The organism is Tenacibaculum maritimum NCIMB 2154 (assembly GCF_900119795.1).
GTDB lineage: Bacteria > Bacteroidota > Bacteroidia > Flavobacteriales > Flavobacteriaceae > Polaribacter > Polaribacter maritimus.
In genome coordinates this window covers 367,096-386,400 of sequence record NZ_LT634361.1, presented here as the reverse complement: position 1 = coordinate 386,400, position 19,305 = coordinate 367,096, and the positions used below count along the sequence as shown (strand labels likewise).

The 19,305-nt window shown below is 27.9% G+C and carries 17 protein-coding genes and 1 tRNA gene; 12 read left to right on the top strand and 6 right to left on the bottom strand.

Annotation, left to right across the window (positions count from 1 at the left end; translation table 11 throughout):
- Positions 1-13: 13 nt before the first annotated feature.
- The 3 genes from MARIT_RS01795 to MARIT_RS01785 form a co-directional block, all read right to left on the bottom strand.
- Complete coding sequence (locus MARIT_RS01795) at positions 14-1,180, bottom strand: efflux RND transporter periplasmic adaptor subunit (RefSeq protein ID WP_100210605.1); 1,167 nt, start codon at positions 1,178-1,180, stop codon at positions 14-16.
- A gap of 12 nt (positions 1,181-1,192) precedes the next feature.
- Positions 1,193-2,467: a TolC family protein gene (locus MARIT_RS01790; RefSeq protein WP_231975177.1), complete on the bottom strand. Its 1,275-nt coding sequence runs from the start codon at positions 2,465-2,467 to the stop codon at positions 1,193-1,195.
- A gap of 74 nt (positions 2,468-2,541) precedes the next feature.
- Positions 2,542-3,141 carry a TetR/AcrR family transcriptional regulator gene (locus MARIT_RS01785; RefSeq protein WP_024740068.1) on the bottom strand — a complete coding sequence of 200 codons (600 nt, stop codon included), beginning with the start codon at positions 3,139-3,141 and terminating at the stop codon, positions 2,542-2,544.
- A gap of 214 nt (positions 3,142-3,355) precedes the next feature.
- Between MARIT_RS01785 and MARIT_RS01780 the strand changes: the two genes are divergently transcribed.
- From MARIT_RS01780 to MARIT_RS01760, 5 genes are all read left to right on the top strand, one after another.
- On the top strand, positions 3,356-4,327 hold the full coding sequence (locus tag MARIT_RS01780; protein ID WP_100210604.1) for a polyprenyl synthetase family protein: 972 nt from the start codon (positions 3,356-3,358) through the stop codon (positions 4,325-4,327).
- Between the two features lie 53 nt (positions 4,328-4,380).
- Positions 4,381-4,454: transfer RNA gene (locus tag MARIT_RS01775), tRNA-Ile, on the top strand.
- A 609-nt stretch (positions 4,455-5,063) separates the two neighbouring features.
- Positions 5,064-6,008, top strand: coding sequence for a hypothetical protein (locus MARIT_RS01770; RefSeq protein WP_100210603.1), 945 nt, complete (start codon positions 5,064-5,066; stop codon positions 6,006-6,008).
- A 250-nt stretch (positions 6,009-6,258) separates the two neighbouring features.
- Positions 6,259-6,558: a helix-turn-helix domain-containing protein gene (locus MARIT_RS01765; protein ID WP_157926163.1), complete on the top strand. Its 300-nt coding sequence runs from the start codon at positions 6,259-6,261 to the stop codon at positions 6,556-6,558.
- 99 nt (positions 6,559-6,657) lie between these two features.
- On the top strand, positions 6,658-8,214 hold the full coding sequence (locus MARIT_RS01760; protein WP_100210601.1) for a hypothetical protein: 1,557 nt from the start codon (positions 6,658-6,660) through the stop codon (positions 8,212-8,214).
- Positions 8,215-8,307: 93 nt separating this feature from the next.
- Here the strand turns inward: MARIT_RS01760 and MARIT_RS15590 are convergent, their stop codons facing one another.
- Genes MARIT_RS15590 through MARIT_RS01745 form a run of 3 tightly spaced genes read right to left on the bottom strand, consistent with a single transcriptional unit; the run spans position 8,308 to position 9,223 of the window.
- On the bottom strand, positions 8,308-8,454 hold the full coding sequence (locus tag MARIT_RS15590; RefSeq protein ID WP_162288599.1) for a hypothetical protein: 147 nt from the start codon (positions 8,452-8,454) through the stop codon (positions 8,308-8,310).
- Complete coding sequence (locus MARIT_RS01750; protein WP_100210599.1) at positions 8,454-8,738, bottom strand: hypothetical protein; 285 nt, start codon at positions 8,736-8,738, stop codon at positions 8,454-8,456. The genes MARIT_RS15590 and MARIT_RS01750 overlap by 1 nt, the downstream gene beginning before the upstream one ends.
- 11 nt (positions 8,739-8,749) lie before the next feature.
- Positions 8,750-9,223 carry a hypothetical protein gene (locus tag MARIT_RS01745; protein WP_100210598.1) on the bottom strand — a complete coding sequence of 158 codons (474 nt, stop codon included), beginning with the start codon at positions 9,221-9,223 and terminating at the stop codon, positions 8,750-8,752.
- A 97-nt stretch (positions 9,224-9,320) separates the two neighbouring features.
- Between MARIT_RS01745 and MARIT_RS01740 the strand changes: the two genes are divergently transcribed.
- The 7 genes from MARIT_RS01740 (at position 9,321) to MARIT_RS01710 (ending at position 19,289) form a co-directional block, all read left to right on the top strand.
- Entirely contained in the window at positions 9,321-9,584 is a 264-nt protein-coding gene (locus tag MARIT_RS01740) for a helix-turn-helix domain-containing protein (protein ID WP_100210597.1), read from the top strand.
- A 355-nt stretch (positions 9,585-9,939) separates the two neighbouring features.
- Positions 9,940-11,268 (top strand): hypothetical protein, encoded by a 1,329-nt coding sequence (locus MARIT_RS01735; RefSeq protein ID WP_100210596.1) that lies wholly within the window; start codon positions 9,940-9,942, stop codon positions 11,266-11,268.
- Positions 11,241-11,891, top strand: a complete 651-nt coding sequence (locus MARIT_RS01730; protein WP_100210595.1) for a condensin complex protein MksE — start codon at positions 11,241-11,243, stop codon at positions 11,889-11,891. The genes MARIT_RS01735 and MARIT_RS01730 overlap by 28 nt, the downstream gene beginning before the upstream one ends.
- Positions 11,888-15,094: a hypothetical protein gene (locus tag MARIT_RS01725; RefSeq protein ID WP_100210594.1), complete on the top strand. Its 3,207-nt coding sequence runs from the start codon at positions 11,888-11,890 to the stop codon at positions 15,092-15,094. Before MARIT_RS01730 ends, MARIT_RS01725 begins: the two co-directional genes overlap by 4 nt.
- Before the next feature lie 3 nt (positions 15,095-15,097).
- Entirely contained in the window at positions 15,098-16,045 is a 948-nt protein-coding gene (locus tag MARIT_RS01720) for a hypothetical protein (RefSeq protein WP_100210593.1), read from the top strand.
- 11 nt (positions 16,046-16,056) lie between these two features.
- Positions 16,057-18,303: an ATP-binding protein gene (locus tag MARIT_RS01715; protein WP_100210592.1), complete on the top strand. Its 2,247-nt coding sequence runs from the start codon at positions 16,057-16,059 to the stop codon at positions 18,301-18,303.
- Positions 18,300-19,289: a hypothetical protein gene (locus tag MARIT_RS01710; RefSeq protein WP_100210591.1), complete on the top strand. Its 990-nt coding sequence runs from the start codon at positions 18,300-18,302 to the stop codon at positions 19,287-19,289. The genes MARIT_RS01715 and MARIT_RS01710 overlap by 4 nt, the downstream gene beginning before the upstream one ends.
- The last annotated feature ends 16 nt before the right edge of the window (positions 19,290-19,305 follow it).

The window sequence follows — 19,305 nt, the reverse complement described above, 5'->3', positions numbered from 1 at the left end:
CTTATTTAATAATTTAGTTCAGAACCTTTACCTCTTGTCCATTCTTTACGCTACGAGCCCCTTCTTTTACTATCATAGCTCCACTCTTTACTCCTTCTAAAACCTCAATAACATCGCCCTGTGTTTTTCCTGTTCTTATAATCACCTGCTTTGCTATTCCTATCTTATTTTTTAAATTTTCAACTATATAGATATATTGCTCTCCTTTTGCATTTTCAGAAATAATACTCTGAGGTATTAAAATAGCTTTAGGACTTGTATAATCATTAATTTTTAGCTTAGCTGTTAAATTAGGCTTAATACTTCTATCATTATTAGGCACTCCTATTTCTACCTTAAAAGTTCTATTTGCTGGATTTATAAAGTTTCCTGCTTGACGAATCTTAGAATCTATTTGTTTTCCTAAAACAGGAAATTCGATAGCAACTCTTTTTCCTTTTTTAATAGCTGTTATATAACTTTCAGGAACAGCTGTTTCAATGTACATATTTCTTAAATTGACAATTCTAAAGATTTCAGCACCTGGACCTGGGGCTACTACGGTTCCTTGCTCTTTGATTACATCATCAACAATACCACTAAAAGGTGCCCTAATTACTGTTTTTCCTAATTGTTGTTTTAACTGATTTACTGCATTTGTTTTTGCTTCATATGAGGTTTTTGCTTGTAAATACTGTATTTCTGATCCTATTTTTTGATCCCACAACCTCTTCTGTCTTTCGTACGTTGTTTTTGCTAAGGCAGCTTGCGTTTCCAACTGGGCCACTTGTTGACTTAACCCTCCATCATCTATTCTTGCTAAGATCTGACCTTTACTTACTCTCTGGCCTTCCTTTACATAAATACGAACTAACTGCCCTGGTATTTCAGGATATACTAATACATTTTGCTTTGTTTGTACATTTCCTTGTAATTCTAAATAATGGTTAAAAAGTTTTTCCTTTGCCTCAATAGTTGTTATTAAAGGAACCTTCTTATTAGTATCTAAAGCCGCTATTTTTTTATTCAGTAACTTTAAATCTGCTACCAAAGCCTGTTGCTCAGTATCCAACGCTGTTTTTTTAGCTATTATTTGTTTTACGTCATTGGTAGCAATAACTTCCTCTACTGATTGTTCTTTTTTATTTCCGCAAGAAGTTAAAAAAACTACTGTTAGTAATAATAAATATATTTTTCTCATTTCTAGTTAACTTTATTTTATTGTAATATTTAATGCATTTTCAAGTTTAGCTTTTTTAGCTACCACATTTAGCATTGATTGTACATATTTATTTTGTTGGCTATACAATTGATTTTGAGCTTGAGACAAGTCAAAACTTGTAGAAATCCCTTCAAAGAATTTTATTTGTTGCTTTTTTTCTATTCTTTCTGCCAATTCAAGATTTCTTTTAGCAGTTTCATAGTTTTCAATACTCAACTGGTATTCACTTTTAGCCGCTTCAGCTTGTAGGCTTAACTTCTGTTTTATCTCCTCCAATCGAATATCTGCTGATGCAAGTGCTATTTTTGCTTGAGCAGTTTTTGCACTTCTTCCTAAGCTACTAAAAAGCGGTATCTTCAAGCTAATTCCAAGTACTGAAGACTTAAACCAATCTTGACTTTCATCCAAAAAAGAAAAAGTATTGGAATTTGCTGCAGCTCCATAGTTTAAAAAAGCACCTAAACTAGGTAATGCCTTACTCTGCTGTAAGCGCATTAATAAATACTTACTTTTACGATCATTTTCTGCAATCCTAAAATCAATATGTTTTTCTAAGTTAAACGTCTTAGTTAACAACTCTAAATCAATATTTGTAAGCATCAAAGAATCTAAATTATCTGTTAATACTAACTTAGTATTTATTGAATTCCCTAAAGAAAGGTTCAACATTTGATATGCGATCCCTTTTAATCGAATTGCATTTCTTAAACTACTTTCAACATTCCCTAGCGTAATTTCTAGTTGCTCGACATCTTCTTCTTCATTCAATCCGTTTTCATTAATTTTCTTCGCATCATTAAAGTTTTTTTCTAAAACTTTTTTATTCCTCTCAAGAATTTCGATAGTTTTCTCTGTAATTAATACATTGCCATAAGCATTTATTATTGCTTCCTTTGTAGCCAATATCGTTTTCTCCTTGGCTTGCTTAGAAATTTTTAAATACGTTTTTGCAGATTGTAAGCCGATTAGATAAGTCCCATCAAACAACAACTGATTAAGAGTAACAGTAGCATTCATTGTTTGTTTAGTTCCAAAAGTTACCGGTACAAATGTGCCTTTTTCTTTATTGACTATCTCCCCAGGTAATAAAGATACAGGTTGCTTTAAATTATTAATATAATTTACCTCTCCATTTATTTGTGGTAATCCAGTAGCTATTGTTTCCCACCTTTTTTTGATTGCAGCTTTGACATCATTTTCAGCTACTTTAGTTGTATAACTATTTTTAATTGCATAATCAATTGCTTCTTGCATTGATAAACTCATTTCTTTATTTTGGGAACTCATTGTCCCAACAACAAAGAACATACATAAAACATATAGGCGCCCTTTCATTTATTTTAATTGGTTTTTAATTGGTTTTCTAATTCTTGTAGTCCTTTCAATGAACAAATCCCTCTAAGATGGTATTCTAGGAAATAATTCATCAATGTATTCATGGAATGATGCTTTAACGGAAACAATTCCGGGTTTTTTATTCCTACCATTCCATTAAAGTAAACTCTAGCAACGAAGTCAGTATCTATTGATTCTCTAAATAGCCCTTGTTCAATTCCTCTTGTTAAATTCGCTTTAATACAATTTTGCATAAACTCAAACTGTTTATGTTTGAATGTTTTATACAACTTAGGATAATATTTTTGTAGTTGATATTGAGGTGATGATTTTTCATCTTTTAAACTTGCCATTACAAACATTTTCACCTCGTATAATTCTTTAATAGGATTCTGCTGTTGCTCATGAATCAAATCAATCCCATTGCAAATAGCGGTAAATAAAGCAGAAGTCACAGCTTCCACTAAATCTGTCTTATTTTTAAAATGAGCGTAAATTGTTTTTTTAGAAATACCTATTTCACTTGCTATATCGTCCATTGTTACACTCTTAAAACCAAAATTTAAGAACATGTCTCCTGCCTTATCTAAAATTTTATCTCTCATAATTGGTCGCAAATCTACAAAAGGAAACTTTAAAAACCTTAAAAGTTTCCAAAGTTTTAATTTTTTTAACATTTATATAACTTTTAAAAAAATATATCAATATTTCCTTTTATAATTAATAGCATTTATATATTTGCTATCAAAATACAAGTGTTATCAAAAGATTGAAAGAGAGACATTTCAAAAGTTTGGATGCTTCTAAAACCTATATGCATTGGATATTTCTATTTATTATGAGCAGTTTTTAAATTATTTGAATGCTCAAAATTTAATACGTGAACCCAAAAATTTATATGAACCCATAGATTACATTTTAGAGTTAGGAGGAAAACGAATTAGACCACTATTAACCTTAATGGCTGCCGACATTTTTTCAAATGATTATAAAAAAGCCTTGCCTGCTGCTTTAGCGGTAGAGGTTTTCCATAACTTTACATTGGTTCATGATGACATCATGGATGACGCTCCACTAAGACGGGGAAAACAAACAGTACATGAAAAGTGGAATATCAATACTGGAATTCTTTCTGGTGACGCCATGCTTATTTTAGCATACCAATATTTTGAGAATTATGAACCTAGTATTTTTCAAAAACTAGCTCAATTATTTAGTAAAACAGCATTAGAGGTTTGTGACGGGCAACAATTGGATGTTGATTTTGAAACAAAATCTAGCGTAACTATTGATGATTATATCAGAATGATTACTCTAAAAACCTCAGTATTGGTTGGAGCTGCTCTAAAAATGGGAGCTATTGTAGCGAAGGCTGATGAAAAGGAAGCTGAATATTTATATAAATATGGATTAAATCTTGGGATCGCTTTTCAGTTACAGGATGATTATTTGGATACTTTTGGAAACCCTAAAACTTTCGGGAAACAAGTAGGAGGAGATATTATTGAAAATAAAAAAACATACCTTTATCTAAAAGCCTTAGAGGTTTCAAATGAAGAGGATGAGCGAGAATTACGTTTTTTTTATAAAGAAAAATTAAAAAATAACACTGATAAAATAGCCAAAGTTTCTCAAATATTTGAAAGAAATAACATTCCTAAATTTACGCATGAACTTATTGAATACTACACGAATAAAGCATTCGAAAGCCTTGACAAAATGGCAATTTCCAATGAATTCAAACAGCATTTAAAAGACTTTGGCAATAGTTTAATGAACAGAAAAGTTTAATTTTTTTGTTGGTTATCTAAAAAAAAGTATTATATTTGCAACCGATTTTAAACGGTCCCATAGCTCAGTTGGTTAGAGCACCTGACTCATAATCAGGGGGTCCATGGTTCGAGCCCATGTGGGACCACGTAACAAACTCGTAACATACTATAAACAGTACTGTTGCGAGTTTTTACTTTTTACAGGGTGCTTCAGAGGGTGCTTATATCTCAAAAACAGCAAATTAAGCTCAACTCACTATATATAAAGATACAAAATTCTCAGCTATTTTTATTCCATCTCAGAGACAAAAACAGAATTTTTTCTATAGAGACATGGGGGGGATACTTCAAAAAACTGGCTCTATATTAAAGCATATAGCCTTAGTCCCTATAGACAGAAACTCTCATTTATTTTTTTTCAATTAAAACCTCCAAAAAGAATCTATTATTTTTTTTTGCGCCACTTCTCCTCTCCTTTACAATTGGACAATCAATCTGTTTAATACAAATAAACTTGTAAAATATAAATAGCCATAAAACATAAAATTATAGGTAAAAACAAGCTCTTCTATTAATTTACCCGTTATTATACAATATCCTCATTCGATTATTAAGAAAGTAAAATTTTAGACTATAGACAAAAAGCGTATACGTATACGTTAAATTCATTTTATTAATTAAAAACTAGTTTTTTTTAGATGCTTCTAAACACTGTTTTTTCATATATTGGGGTGCATATAGACAGAATTAGTTTTATGACAAAGAATAAAGACAAAACCTTAACCTCCATTCAAATTGGAGAACACAAATATTTAAATTTATTAGATTTTTTTGAAAAATTCCAAGCTTTTAATTGGTTTTGCATTGATAATCATTATCATGATAAAACTAGTTACTTATTCGAAATTATCAGTAATAAAAATTTATATGAATTTATAAACTCCAATGAGTACAATCAAAATATCATTACAAAAAGTATTGTCCTATTCTTTAAAATTTTTTACAAAAACGAATATGACAACTTCGTTTCTGACTACATACTAAACTATAATGAACATTCTGATTTAATCAAAAAAAGTAAAATACATGAATTATTAATTAATTTAGAAAAGTTTATTTCCTACCAATGGCAAGACAAAGCTTCTCTATGCATGAAGGAAGGACACGAAGATGATAAAAACGTGGTTGTTAATTATCTAATATGGGGTCATTTAAAAAACATTTATGATATGATCTGGAAAAGCTATTCAGGATATATAGATCATAATAGAATTACATTTAATTACGAATGCTCCCATCAAGAAAAACCTAAAAAATCAAACATTCAACTTCACGAGGTGTCATTCTCTTCCAAAACCTCCAATTTTTCAAATGAAAACAGAGATGATATATTAGAATTCTTAATTGGAGACACTAAGACTATTAAAAAGTTTGAAGAATATGAAAAAAAGCTAATTACAAGAGGTTTTTTAAACAACTCAAGAAGCAGCTGGCTAAAATCATCTTCTGATCTTTTGAGATTTTACAATTACTGCCATAAGAAGCCTGTTTTTAAAAATTACTTAGAGAAAGAAACAACAGGAATTAAAAAATTAAGGACACTATACAACTTTCACGAAAAAACATCAAGAGACTCTTACAAAAAAAGACAAAGAGTAGAAACAAAAGAGCTAAAAGATCAATTCAATTTTTTAGATTAATCTAACTTCTTCATTAGATAAGCTTTCATTTAACCTTTTTTTAGCACTCATTAGTCCCTGCTAGTCCCTGCTAGTCCTTTTAACAGAAGTTTATGATTTTTATCAAGCCTAATAGTACCTTAACCTAATAAAATTTCGTGTAAAATATTCGCAGTCCCCTCTATTTTCACACGTCGTTTTAAGTATTTATCATTGTACTCAGAAAGCAATGAGATAGACTTATTGTTAGTAATTTAAAACAATAAAAATAGTGAAAGAACAGAGCACATTTATTCAATGTTTTCAACTATCATTAGATGATTTGGAAACAATCATTAAAGAAGCAGTATCAAAAGTATTGCAAGAAAAGAAAGAACTATTAATTAACAATCCAAAAAGAAATTCTTCTGATTATTATCTCTCAAGGAAGGAAGCTGCGGAGTTTTTAAAAATTTCCGAAACTACATTATGGAGTTTGGATAAAAAACAAATTCTCCCAGCAAAACGCTTATACGGAAAAGTATTATACTTAAAAAGCGATCTACTCAACTTCCATAAACAAGCAGCTTAAACTGATTTAAGCAAAAAAACAATTATTTAATAACTAAAAAGACAAAGTGATATCCTCATATCGCTAGGACTCTCTTTGTCTTTTTTTAAAACAAAAACAATGGTTTATAGAAATTATTTAATCACAATTAACAGCAATTTATTTAATGCTCTTGAATCAGTAGTAGAGAAGCATAATAAACATTTAGATAAAACAGATAAAAACAGAATTAGCATGGACAAAGCTGTATTTTTAATACATTATATTGATTACAAAAAAAGTCAAGTAAGAGAAAATTCTCAAAGTACTTTTGTAAGAATCTCTTCTCAAACTCTTAACTCATTTTTAAAGAAAGAGCTTAAAAAATATAAAGCTTTTTTAGTAAAACATGAGTTTATAAAAACAATACCTTATTGCAAAATAAGCAACCTAGCTATAGGGTACAAGGTTTTACATATAAGAGCTACTCAGAAGGAGGATAAAGACACTTATGACGTTTATGAATTTTTAAATAAAGAGTATGAAACATTTTTATTTAAAGAAATAGACAAAATTGAAAGCAAAAAGAAAAAAGCTGCTGACAAAAACACCAAACATTTAACGAAATGGTTAAATGGAGACGAAATCCAAATAGACTGGAAAAAAGCTCTACATTTTATCGATAAAGGTTCTTTTAATGATGAAAAAAAATCTCAATATTCGTCTAGTGTAAATAAAATTCGTTTTAATCATTGGCATTACTCTAGAACTACGAATGATAATAGACTTCATAGCAATTTAACAAATATGAAGGAGGAGTTGAGAGCATTCATAACTCATAGAGAAGAAAATTTAGTATCACTAGATATTGAGACCTCACAACCTTATCTATTAGCAGGCATATTAAATTTACTCAAGAATAAATCGGTATCTAAACTAGATTTTATACTGGGAGGAATACGTAGTAAGGACGTGAGAGACAAGTTTCACTCTCTAATGAATTCTATTTCTTATGAACCTATTTATATCACTGGTATAGAGCTCTACATAAAATTTATTCGTCAAACTGACTTTTATCTATATGTAAACGAAAAGTTATGTGACGATTTTAAAAAGAAAATAACGGATGAATCAAATAAAGGTTTTTATATCAAAAAAACTTATTGTACAAAACGATCTAAACAAATAGTAGAGTCAGTTAAGGCAAGAAAATATTGTAAATCTTTAACTTTAGAGTACATGTATTGTTCTCTCGAAAACTATTCTGAAGGTATAAAAGAAATAAAACGAATTTATCCAGAACCAGTAAATAAGTTTATTTATGGTTTTAAATATTGTAAAGAAATAGAAATACCAAGAAAGAAAAGAAAGTTACCTGATAAGAGGAAAATAAAGAAAGCAAAAAAATTATTCCCTAAGTTTCTTCAACAGGTAGAATCATTTATCATTTTAGACGTTATAACCAAAGAGTTATCTAGAAAGTATCCTAAAATGTTTATGGCTACGATTCATGATAGTGTAATTGTCACAAAAAAACATGAGGTTGAAGTCAAAGATTATTTAAAAAATAGGTTATCAGAAATATTTGACTTATCACCAAAAATTAAAAGTGAGGACTGGACTCCTCACTTTTTTTATATAACAGTTTATATTTTCTGTATAGAAAAAACAAATACATGGTCACTAATGGGTGAATAATAACAAAAAGATAGATGTTTATCTCCTCATAAGTTATACCTAAAGAATCAGCTAAGATTCTTAAAAAATCTACACAAAATTGAAAAACGTCTTTCACTTTGAATTATCTCTTATAAAAATATGATAGAGCACATATAAACCTATTAAAGTACCAATTGCTGTACTCCAAATGGTATCCCCTCCACTTTCAGCTTTTAAATCACCTATAACACTCGACTGAAAAAATAAAAACCTTATCATTATTTTGATACTTTTTTAATAGTTTCATCCATTTTTGATGCTTCCATAAAAACTGACCCCACTTGTTTGTAAACCATTCTTTTCCCACAAACATCGAGAGCATATGTAGCTCCATGTAAACCTTTGTTCTTATCTACAACCTTAATATTCTCTTTAGGACAATTTTGTTCAATTGAAACGGTCTTAATCAAAGTCTTCTCAGTTGTTCCAAAAACTGTTCTATTCACAGCTCCACATGAGAATAAGGTTAAACTTGTTAATGTTATTAATACTATTTTTTTCATTGCCTTAGTATTTATTGTTTATTAAAATTCCATTTTATTATATACTTTATAAGAATTCCATTGTATTGATATTCTTCATCAAAAATTAATGACAAACGACTATTATCAACAGTATATTCAAACAAAAGCGTTTGAGCAGAAGTAGACATAATCAGTCTTAATTTATTAGGAGGAACAGTAAGCCATCCAAATTTAGAATCACTAAGAGTATTGTTTTCAGGATATAAGATTTTACCTGAACCGTCTCTTTTAAAACTAAGAACAGTTTTGAGTTTATCTCTTTCTTTTAATCTGTTTTCTATTTTAGTTTTTGCTTCATTATAACTTAAATTACCATGATTAGTTATTTCAACTATTTCTGAATTACTATTTACCCAAGGGTGTCTTGTCAGTAAATCATCTGAAGAACTAGAGCTTAATTCTTCATTAGAAGAACAACTAGCGAATAATAAAATACTACAAAACAGTATTAAGATTTTTTTCATAATTAATTTTTTAATGTTTTTTTATGTGATTCAAAAATAAACAAAAATAGGTTATAAACAACCCATTGTTTTCAATTCGTTAAAATCAACTAATTGTATGCAATTTTGGTATATGTCAAAATACCAACGAAAAAAGGAGTTACCTCAATTCTGTGTTGAATTAGGTCAACATATTAGAAAACTTAGAAAGCAGAAAGATTTAAGTATAGAGGAAATTGCCTATAAAGCTGGAATTGACGGTCAAAACCTTAGAAAATATGAACTAGGGAAGCAAGAAATGAAAGTTTCAATGCTAAAAAGGATTGCTAATGCATTCGATATGACTACTTCAGAATTATTATTGTTTGATAAAGAAAAATAACAATTTAACCCTTCTTACTCGTTTTTCATTAGAGAATAAAACTATAATTAATCTTCCTAATTTATTACCAACTTCAATAAATTAAATTCTCAATAAATAATCACAAAAAAAGTGATTTTAATTATGTTTCTTTATCCTGAAAATTTCTCTTTCAACCCCTATTAAATACGACCTTGATTCTCATAGAAGGTTTTACTTGTTTTTTTAAATGGATTTTTTTTGGGAAAAATACATTTAAAATTACGGATATCCCTTTTTTTCTTTTTTTGAAATAACATAAGTTTACAGATATCTGTAAACTTTCAAAACATATAAGCTTAATATTTTTAGTTTATTATAAGATTATAAATAAAAATTGAAACAAAAAGAACACCCTCATATTTTTAATTTCGTTGAAGAAATATCTAAACCTGAAACATACAAACAGTTGTATCCAGATGAAAAAGAAGGAATTGTAATTGCTCATTTGTACCAACGTGTAAAATCTGGGCGCTATAAAAACGATTCTTTTACTGCTAAAGATATTCACTCTCTATTTGAAGAGACAATGAATGAAGAGGAGAAAAGAGTCTCTGATGTAAAAGGACGTATTAATAAACTTCAAAAATACTTTCTAAAATATAATGAAGAAACACAACTATACTCTTTTCAAGAATATGGTATAAAATTTTGTAGAATAGCAGAAGAAACACTAATAGGCTCTTTAAAACCTACAGAAATTAAAATTATATGCTCGCAATTAAAACAACAGCTTCGAGAGTCTATTGGAGATGAAAAAAAAATAAAGGAATGGTTTACTATACATTTCAAAAATTTCCATCCTAACTTAAAACAGCAAATAGATTTCTTAGACAGACAAATTGATGAAGCCGTCGAAAAGTTAAGAAACGATACACTTTCCGAAAAACAAACACCACTAAAATTATTACAAACAGTAAGTAATGATCTTTTTGATATTCAGAAAAAAAATGATGAGTTACGTTCTGCTTTTTCTGAAACTTATTCAATAAGTACATTATTATATGAAATAGAGACAGAACAAAAAGAATTACTAGAACACATGAAACATACTCATCGTTTCTTTAACAATGCACAAAGTAGTCTCAGAAATACTAACAAAAGGTTAGATCGAATACAACCCAAAATAAGACAATTATTCTTTACTCTAGGACAACCAGAATATAGTGCTAAAATAGACCGATTCATACTGTTTCTACTAAAATATTCATCACTAGAAAAAAAAGGAAAAGATAAAGAAATAGTATTTCCAAAAGAAATAAACACAAAAACAACTAACTATAAACGACCTAAATATCTATTACTAGATAGAGATAGAAACCTATTCCCTACTCAAGCAAAGCCCCGAAAAAAATATATAAGAAATCCGAAAGTTGAAAAATTAAGCAAAGCCATATTGCAAAAAGCTTTTGACGATACCGAAATAATAGAAAACTGGGTGAATTTTTTTTTTCAAGAATTACAAAAACGTAAAGTACTAAATATTTCGCAAGGTTTTTTTTCTGTATTAAAAGAAACTAATGATTTTACAATTGCAACAAAGGTTACGTTTAGAGTAATAGAAGATGCTCATAATAATGAAAAATACAAAGTAGATATTGACAAAACAGATTTTGTGAAAAATAAAAATACTGCATTATGGAAAACAATGATATTTCAGAAATAGAATATCTGGACTTTTTAAAAGAAGAAGACGCTATTCAATATTTTGGAAAATTAGACTATCTATTAAAAGACGGCACACATTTTCAATGCTATGGAGATCAAATACCGTATTATAGATTTTTAAAAAAAAATAAAAAATCTATAAAAGCATTTTATCAGCGTTTTTATGGTATTATTTTAAAAGAAGAAAACAAAGAATCAGACTCCTACTTTTTCCTCGATTTCAATGATTCAAGTAGAGGTAACATACCTCAATCCTTTAGGGATATTCTTAAAAACGATTATATAATAATAGGGTTAATAATGTATAAAATTTTACATTCTGAAAAAAATCTTGAATTGACTTCTATTATAAAATTAAAACAAACTATCAGGAATGATTATCAATCGTTTAAACCTGGTTTAATAAAGCTTATAGCTCAGTCTACAGCAGACAAAGACAATTTTAATGATGATGAAACTATTGATAATGCCATAGAAAGAGCATTAAAGCAATTTAGAAAGCTAGCATGGCTAGATTATAAAGGAGATACTTTTGAACTTCGTGCTTCCTTTCATAGAATTATAACATTATACGAAGACATCATTCCAAAAATAGACACCGTAATAGAAAGCTATCAATGAAAAAATATCCACGAATATATAGTTTAGGTTCTATAAATATTATCCATCATCAAGAGTTTGATTATGAATTCCATCCATTTAGAACCGATTTCACAGGCGAAAGTGGTGTGGGAAAAAGTATTATAACAGATTTAATTCAGTTAATTCTTATAGGTTCTACACATTACAAATCATCTACAAAAGGACAAGATGAAAGACCTTATAATAGCCTTGTAATAGAAACTCCTAGTAAAGGAGATTATGGATATGCATATCTAAATATAGAAATAGCTAAAGAAGAATATCTTTTAATAGGTTCTTACATAGAACGCCGCTCTAAAAAAACACAAGCCTTTATGGTACAAAAGAGTTTAGACTTTGAAAAAGACAAACTGGTTCCATTTAACAAACCATTTACAGTAGAAGACTTTGAGAAAGAAGATAAATGGATGACTTTACAAGAATTTCATAATCATATTAACACCAACAATCACTTAGGGTGTAAAATATATAATCTCTTTAAAGATTATCATCAAGTATTATTCGTAAACAAATTATTACCTATAGATGTTTTTTCAAGTAATAGTGATCTTGAAGATTACGCAAAAATATTACAAGCTTTTGCACGCAGAGGGATTGATATAAAAACCGACATGAACCTACAAGAGTTCTTACATGGAAAATCTATGAAGTCTAAATTTTACAATCAATTTCAAGAGGCTGTAAAAAAAATGGAAGATTCTATTAAGAGCCATAGAGAAAATCATCAAGAAGTCTTAGAAATTAAAAAGAAAAATAAGCTAATAAAAAAGCTAAACGATTTAAAAATAACTAAAGACAATGCATTTGTAAAATACAATCAAGCTAGATTTTGTTTTAATAATTATAAACTATCACAGATAGATAATGTAATAAATCAAGCTGTAAAAACTTACTTTACAGCAATATCAAATATAAAAGCCTTAAGAACCTTAAAAAATGATACAATAGATAAATATTATACTAGCCTTCAAAATTTAAATAAAGAAGAAAGTGACTTAAAAAAAGAAAACGAAAACTTAGAAATTACCGTAGCCTTTTTTAAAATAGTAGATGAAGCCATAAGATTAATGTCTTTAAAAACATCAGATGCAGTAAAAATAGCTTACCATGCATTTAAAAAGAATGAAATAGATATAAATAGATATGATCAATTACAAAAAGAATTACAATTACAAGGCTTAGAAAAACATTTTAACACACTTGACCATACTAAAACATTTAAAGAAATTGTTAATTTACTACAAGAACGAATTTCACAAAATAAAGCTGAAGTAAATAAATACAAAGAGCTCATAAATTTTAACGATTACAAAAACCCAAAATCAATGGCATATTGGGTAATTAATCAAGCTAGAGGTTTAAATCTACAAGAAGAAAGTATTATTAGACATTTTTTTGATATTGATACAATTAAACCTAAAAAAATAAATGAAAACAGCAGATACCTGCCAAATCCTAATGAAATTTTAGAAGCTCTAAAAAATTGCAAAAAAGAACCTGAAAATAATGGGTTTTGGATAGTACTTTCAGGACTTCACATTTTTGTTAAAGAAACTAAAACCCCTATTTTCAAAACGATTAACATTGAAGAATTAAAGAAAATATTCAAATCGGATAATCAAAACTTAAAAATACAACTAGAAGAAAAAGAAACAATATTAAAAATAAACAAAAAATTATATGAATTTGTTTTAGAACATTTGACTGAGCCAGATACAGATTTAAAAATATGGTTAAATAGAAATAATTTACAGAAACAAGCCAAGCAACAAAAAGAAGTTTTTAGACGCTTTGAGAATCATAATTTTGATGATGAAATAATAAAATACTCAGAGAAAGATCGTATAACAGCCAAGTTTGATAAAACGAAAAAAAGATTAGCTAAAATAAGTGTAGAAATAAGAAAATTTGATAGTCTACAGACGGAACTCAATAAAATTGAAATACATTCTCTACCTGATAATAATCCTCAACTAATAAATCTTGCTAAAAGATATAAAATTGAAACCAACCCAGTTTCAAAAATCACAATAAAAGAAGACTCTTTTTTACTTGACTTTATTACTCAACATACTAAAACTATTGAGCATTTAAATATTGAAGAGGGGATAAAAGAAAAAATTAAAGAAAAAAAAGAATTAGAGACTGAACTTGAAACCCTTAAGCTTAAGTATACATATATAAATAATTTAGACAACTTTATAGAAGAGTCAGAATACAATGAAAAATTTAAAACTTATAAAGATGCTGATGAAAGTTATTGGGATGAAATTAGAGCTATATTAATTGCTTATGAATTAACAAATAAGCAGGAACAATTAAAAGGAGAACAATCATTCATAGAGTTAGCAAAAATGCTATTCCCTTCAGAAATCTTTAAGAATGTTGCATTTAATGAAACTACTATATTAGACGAAATTGAAAAATATCTAGAAAAGATAATAGAGGCAAATGCAAAAATAAATCAGAATAAACTTATTGCCATTAAAGACATTCTTGACGAATTAAGAACAGAAATTAGTAAGGAAATTGAGATAAATAAAGAAATTAGGAAATTCTTTAAAGAAGATTATGCAGAAATTACAGGGGATAACAACGCTTTTTTAGACATAAAACTTAGTAATACTATCTCGCTTAATTGGATAACTGAGTACTTACAAAAACTTTCTAAAGTAGATTTCGGGCTGTTTGATTATCAGGAAAGTTTGAACTCAAAAAATGAGAAGTTACCTTCTTTAAAAGACAAGTTATTATATGCGTACAAACAATTTAGTAAAACTCCTGAACCTGACATTTCTGTTAGAAAATTACTAAACCCTTATTCTTATTACACTTTAGATTATAAAATGATAACAAAAAGCGGGAAGCTAAATTCTGGTAGTACAGGGCAAACTTACACATCAATAGCTTTACTATGTATCGCTAAATTATCTCTAAAAAATGGAAATACTAATAAAGTAAAACCTATTCCAGGATTGCGTTTTATGAGTATAGATGAAGCTGAAGGAATAGGTTCTAACTTCGATACGTTGAGTGAAATTGCAAAACGTTTTGATTATCAAATCATTTCTTTATCCATTAGCCCTAATAAACTTAAAAAAGAAAACCAATACACTTATAGACTTACAAAAATTAAGGGAGAGGAAAGAGCAAACCATCATCCATCGGTAATATTTAGCTAAACTATGAGAGAAGAATTAACTTGGCGAGTACTGGAGGGACTTTATCGATTGTATAAAGGTAAAAGCACTCGTTTAAAATTAATGAATAACATCTATGTAAAAAGAGTTTTATATGATATAAAAAGAGTTATTGATTATAAAGAAGGAAACATGAATGTTATTATAAAACACAAAGACTATGATAAGTTTTTCGAAGATAACCTGTTAGATCAATACCTATACTACGCAAACTTTTTTAAAGAAGTAGACATAGAAATATCAGCACAACGAAACTATTCAGAATATGTGTTGAAATCCCTAATGCTTATACATAAGAATAAAGAAAATTTAAAGGGTACTTTATCAACACCACATATATTTTCCAGTAATTTTTTTGAAGAAAAAGATTCTAAATTTCTAGACGATAATAAAAGATTACGTGATGATATTTTAAAAATTCTTGGAGCTAAGGAATTTCCAATGCAATCACCAAAATCTCAGCAATGGAAACTAGTTGTAGATTGTAAAGACCCTAAGTATATATTACTCTGTGAAAATATAGATTTTTTAAAAGACCCTTGGCTTTTTAGAGAAAATAATATAGAGCTATGGCATTTAGGTGGTAATAATACTAAAAAACTAGAAGAAGTTCCATCAAAAAAAATAATACACCCAGTATTTTACGTCTGTGACTGGGATTATCATGGATTAAACATATACATCCGTATAAAAGAAATACTAGCTAAAAAAGATAAAGAAATCACACTTTTAATCCCTAAAAACCCAACACTAAAACCAATAAAATCAGGAAAACATTATAGTGAGTGGAGAGAAGAAGAATTTACAAACTTAAAACGAGATGCTTTTACTAAAGAAGCGCAAAATTTAATAGAAGAATTAGTTTCAAAAAATAAATGGATAGAGGAGCAAACTATTAAACCTATTGATTTGGTATTAAATAAATTCAATTAAAAAACAAAAACATGAGAGGATTTAGATTATTAGCTATAAGACCTTTAATAGATTGTGATGAAGTATATTTAAAAGGACTAGACCCTAACGGGATATTTTCATTTTACTCTAACTATAATTATTTAAATAAGAAAGGTGAATCAGTCAAAAATAATGAAGCTGTAGAAAAAATAATTATAGAAAAAGATGATTCTTTTAATATATACCGAGAAGAGATTAATAAAACTTCAATTAACATTTCAGCTTTAGTTGGTAGAAATGGTTCTGGAAAAAGTACACTACTAGAATTATTTTATGTGACTTGTTTTGCCATTGCTTTAGAAAAAGGAATTATCCCTGATAATACATACTATCATAAAAAATACTTGGAAGGAAAGGAAGCTTATTTACAAGAAATCATAGATAATATCCAAAGAGTACAAATGTGGTTGAGAGCTGAAATAATATATGCTATTGATTCAGATTTTTTCTCTGTCTCTTATTTTGAAGGAAATTTAATTCACAAACATATTCAAGGAAATAATAGTTACCCAAATTTTAAAAACAAAATATATAAAAACAACTCAGCTCCTGTTAATAAATATGTTTTCAATGAGGCTTTTTTTTATAGTATAGTCACAAATTATTCTCTTTATGGACTTAACTCAATAAACCAAGGACATTGGCTCCAAAGTCTCTTTCATAAAAATGATGGTTATCAAACTCCCTTAGTAATAACTCCAATGCGGACAAAAGGGATTATAGATATTAATGATGAGTTTCATTTTGCTCAGACAAGACTACTTTCTAACCTTGTAGATGAAAATTTTAAAACTAAAAACATTGTCAATAACAAAAAAGCTGAGTCTATTGTTTTCGAATTAGATACGGAAAGATTTACCAGTATAAACAACGTAGACATCGATCTAGTACACCAGAAGTATATTAAAGAATATAAGCTTTCAAATGGACTCCAATACACTGATGAAAAATTTTTCATAGATATCTATAATGCTTTAAATCGAGAAAAAAAACTAAGAATTAAAGAAATTGATATAAAAGCTGTTCCCCATTTTAACTCTCTTATAAAATATATACTAAGAAAATTAATTCGGATTTCACTTAACTATAAAGAGTATAATGAGTTTTATTTTCTTCCTAAAGATGGAAAACCTATACCTAGCTTACGAGAGTTTCGAAAGCTTTTATTGAAATTACAAAATGATAACAGCCATATCGTTTTAAAATTACGACAGATTTTGAATGCTATTAGATTCAATATATTTAAAAACTCAAAGACAGCACGCTGGAAACCTGATGATTCAATAAAGAATAATAAAAAGTTTACTTATTCATTAAAAACGGAAGAATTTGTTTCTAGAATTAAAGCTATAAAAAAAGAATTCTCCTCAATAGAATTAATTGAAATTATACCAGCCGCAGCTTATTTACCATATTTAAAAGTAGAAAAAAACAAGAAAGGAGAAGGTCATATTTTTGAATCTTTAAGTTCAGGAGAACAACAATTTGCACACTCATTACATTCTATTTATTACCACCTTTTAAATGTAAATTCTGTTTTTAAAAGTGATACGAAAAAGATAAAATATAGTTATGTAAATATTATTTTAGATGAAATAGAATTATACTATCACCCTGATTTTCAAAAAAAATATATAAGAGAGTTATTAAACGGTCTCAAAAATTTAAAACTAGATTACATCAAGGGAATTAATCTAATTTTCAGCACTCATTCACCATTCATTCTTTCAGATATTCCTGCAAATAACATTTTGAGACTCCAAGAAGGTCAGGTTTATAAAGAAGATATTGTTAAATCGTTTGGCGCAAATATTCACGATATTCTTGCTGATGATTTTTTTCTAAGTAATGGTTTTATAGGGGATTTTGCTAAAGAGAAAATTGATAAAGTCATCGGTTGGCTAAACTATAAAATTCTAAAAAACCAAATAAAATCTTTAAAAGATGAAATAGTTTTTTTAAAAAAAGAAGAAAAAAAAATTAGTGAGTTAAAATATAAAATATTAGAAGGTAAAGAAAAAGAGCTTGAAACTTATAATGAAATTTCAGACATATCCAAAGATTATTGCAAATCACTCATTGAAATTATTGATGAACCTCTTTTAAATAATACATTAAATGACATGTATCATATAGCTTATCCAAAAACTGAAAATGAAAAATTAGAAGAAGTTAAGGCTTTTGCTCGAAAATTAGGTGTAGCTGATAAATTAAACGATATAAATAAACAACTATGATATACTTAGGAGAACAAAAAGAAGCTTTAAGTGTATATAGTAATGAAGCTATCTGTTGGCTTGGTATAAAAATAAAAGGTCGAAAAACAAAATCTAAACCATCAGGATATAGATGTGTAGATTCGGAATGTATCTTATGTAATAGTAAAGCCACAATAAGAAAGAATATAAATCAGGATTACAGAGATTTATTTAACAATGATTTAATAAAAGAGCTTATAATATCAAAACCAAAACGTCTAAATGAAATTAACAATCAATTAAAACAAAAATATAATGACTTAGGATATACAGAAGAACAGTTTAATATTGAAACTAAAAATATATTTATTAATTCAGGTTACACTAATTGGTTTTTATCTAAAAAAATGAATTACAGATTAGCCAAATTACTAAACAAACACACTTGTACATATTGCAATAGAGAATATATTTTCGTTTACAAAAAGAATAAAGGAAAAGGATTAGTTCCTCAATTTGATCATTGGTTTCCAAAAACACACCATCCTTTGCTATCATTATCTTTTTACAATCTAATACCATCTTGTGCCACATGTAATACAATAAAAGCTGAAGAAGAATTTAGTTTAGACCATCATTTACATCCATATATAAATAAAGACATTTCTAATTCTTATAAATTTGATTACATCTATAATGAGGCTCACATTCCTGAAGTATTTTTAAGAGATAATTCTTTATCAGGAAATAACACTTTTGAAGCATTAAATCTTCCATTTATTTACAAAGGACATTCAGATAAAGAACTAAAAGATTTATACGATTTACGATTTAAATATTCAGAAAACTATTTAAAGAATCTTATTAAAAATACATTTGATAGTTATTTGCCTATAAGCGATGAGGAAAAATATCGATTAATTTTTGGAATTGAATTAAATTCAAAAGATTATCACAAGCGTGTTATGAGTAAATTTAAAAATGACATTATTGAGAAACTCCTAAGTATTTCTAATGATAATTAAATACTGGTTCGAATAT

Coding starts and splice junctions, on each gene's coding strand:
- MARIT_RS01770 (WP_100210603.1), top strand. CDS start 5,064: ATGACAAAGAATAAAGACAAAACCTTAACCTCCATTCAAATTGGAGAA.
- MARIT_RS01750 (WP_100210599.1), bottom strand. CDS start 8,738: ATGAAAAAAATAGTATTAATAACATTAACAAGTTTAACCTTATTCTCA.
- MARIT_RS01760 (WP_100210601.1), top strand. CDS start 6,658: ATGGTTTATAGAAATTATTTAATCACAATTAACAGCAATTTATTTAAT.
- MARIT_RS01795 (WP_100210605.1), bottom strand. CDS start 1,180: ATGAGAAAAATATATTTATTATTACTAACAGTAGTTTTTTTAACTTCT.
- MARIT_RS01720 (WP_100210593.1), top strand. CDS start 15,098: ATGAGAGAAGAATTAACTTGGCGAGTACTGGAGGGACTTTATCGATTG.
- MARIT_RS01730 (WP_100210595.1), top strand. CDS start 11,241: ATGGAAAACAATGATATTTCAGAAATAGAATATCTGGACTTTTTAAAA.
- MARIT_RS15590 (WP_162288599.1), bottom strand. CDS start 8,454: ATGATAAGGTTTTTATTTTTTCAGTCGAGTGTTATAGGTGATTTAAAA.
- MARIT_RS01725 (WP_100210594.1), top strand. CDS start 11,888: ATGAAAAAATATCCACGAATATATAGTTTAGGTTCTATAAATATTATC.
- MARIT_RS01745 (WP_100210598.1), bottom strand. CDS start 9,223: ATGAAAAAAATCTTAATACTGTTTTGTAGTATTTTATTATTCGCTAGT.
- MARIT_RS01785 (WP_024740068.1), bottom strand. CDS start 3,141: ATGAGAGATAAAATTTTAGATAAGGCAGGAGACATGTTCTTAAATTTT.
- MARIT_RS01710 (WP_100210591.1), top strand. CDS start 18,300: ATGATATACTTAGGAGAACAAAAAGAAGCTTTAAGTGTATATAGTAAT.
- MARIT_RS01715 (WP_100210592.1), top strand. CDS start 16,057: ATGAGAGGATTTAGATTATTAGCTATAAGACCTTTAATAGATTGTGAT.
- MARIT_RS01740 (WP_100210597.1), top strand. CDS start 9,321: ATGCAATTTTGGTATATGTCAAAATACCAACGAAAAAAGGAGTTACCT.
- MARIT_RS01790 (WP_231975177.1), bottom strand. CDS start 2,467: ATGAGTTTATCAATGCAAGAAGCAATTGATTATGCAATTAAAAATAGT.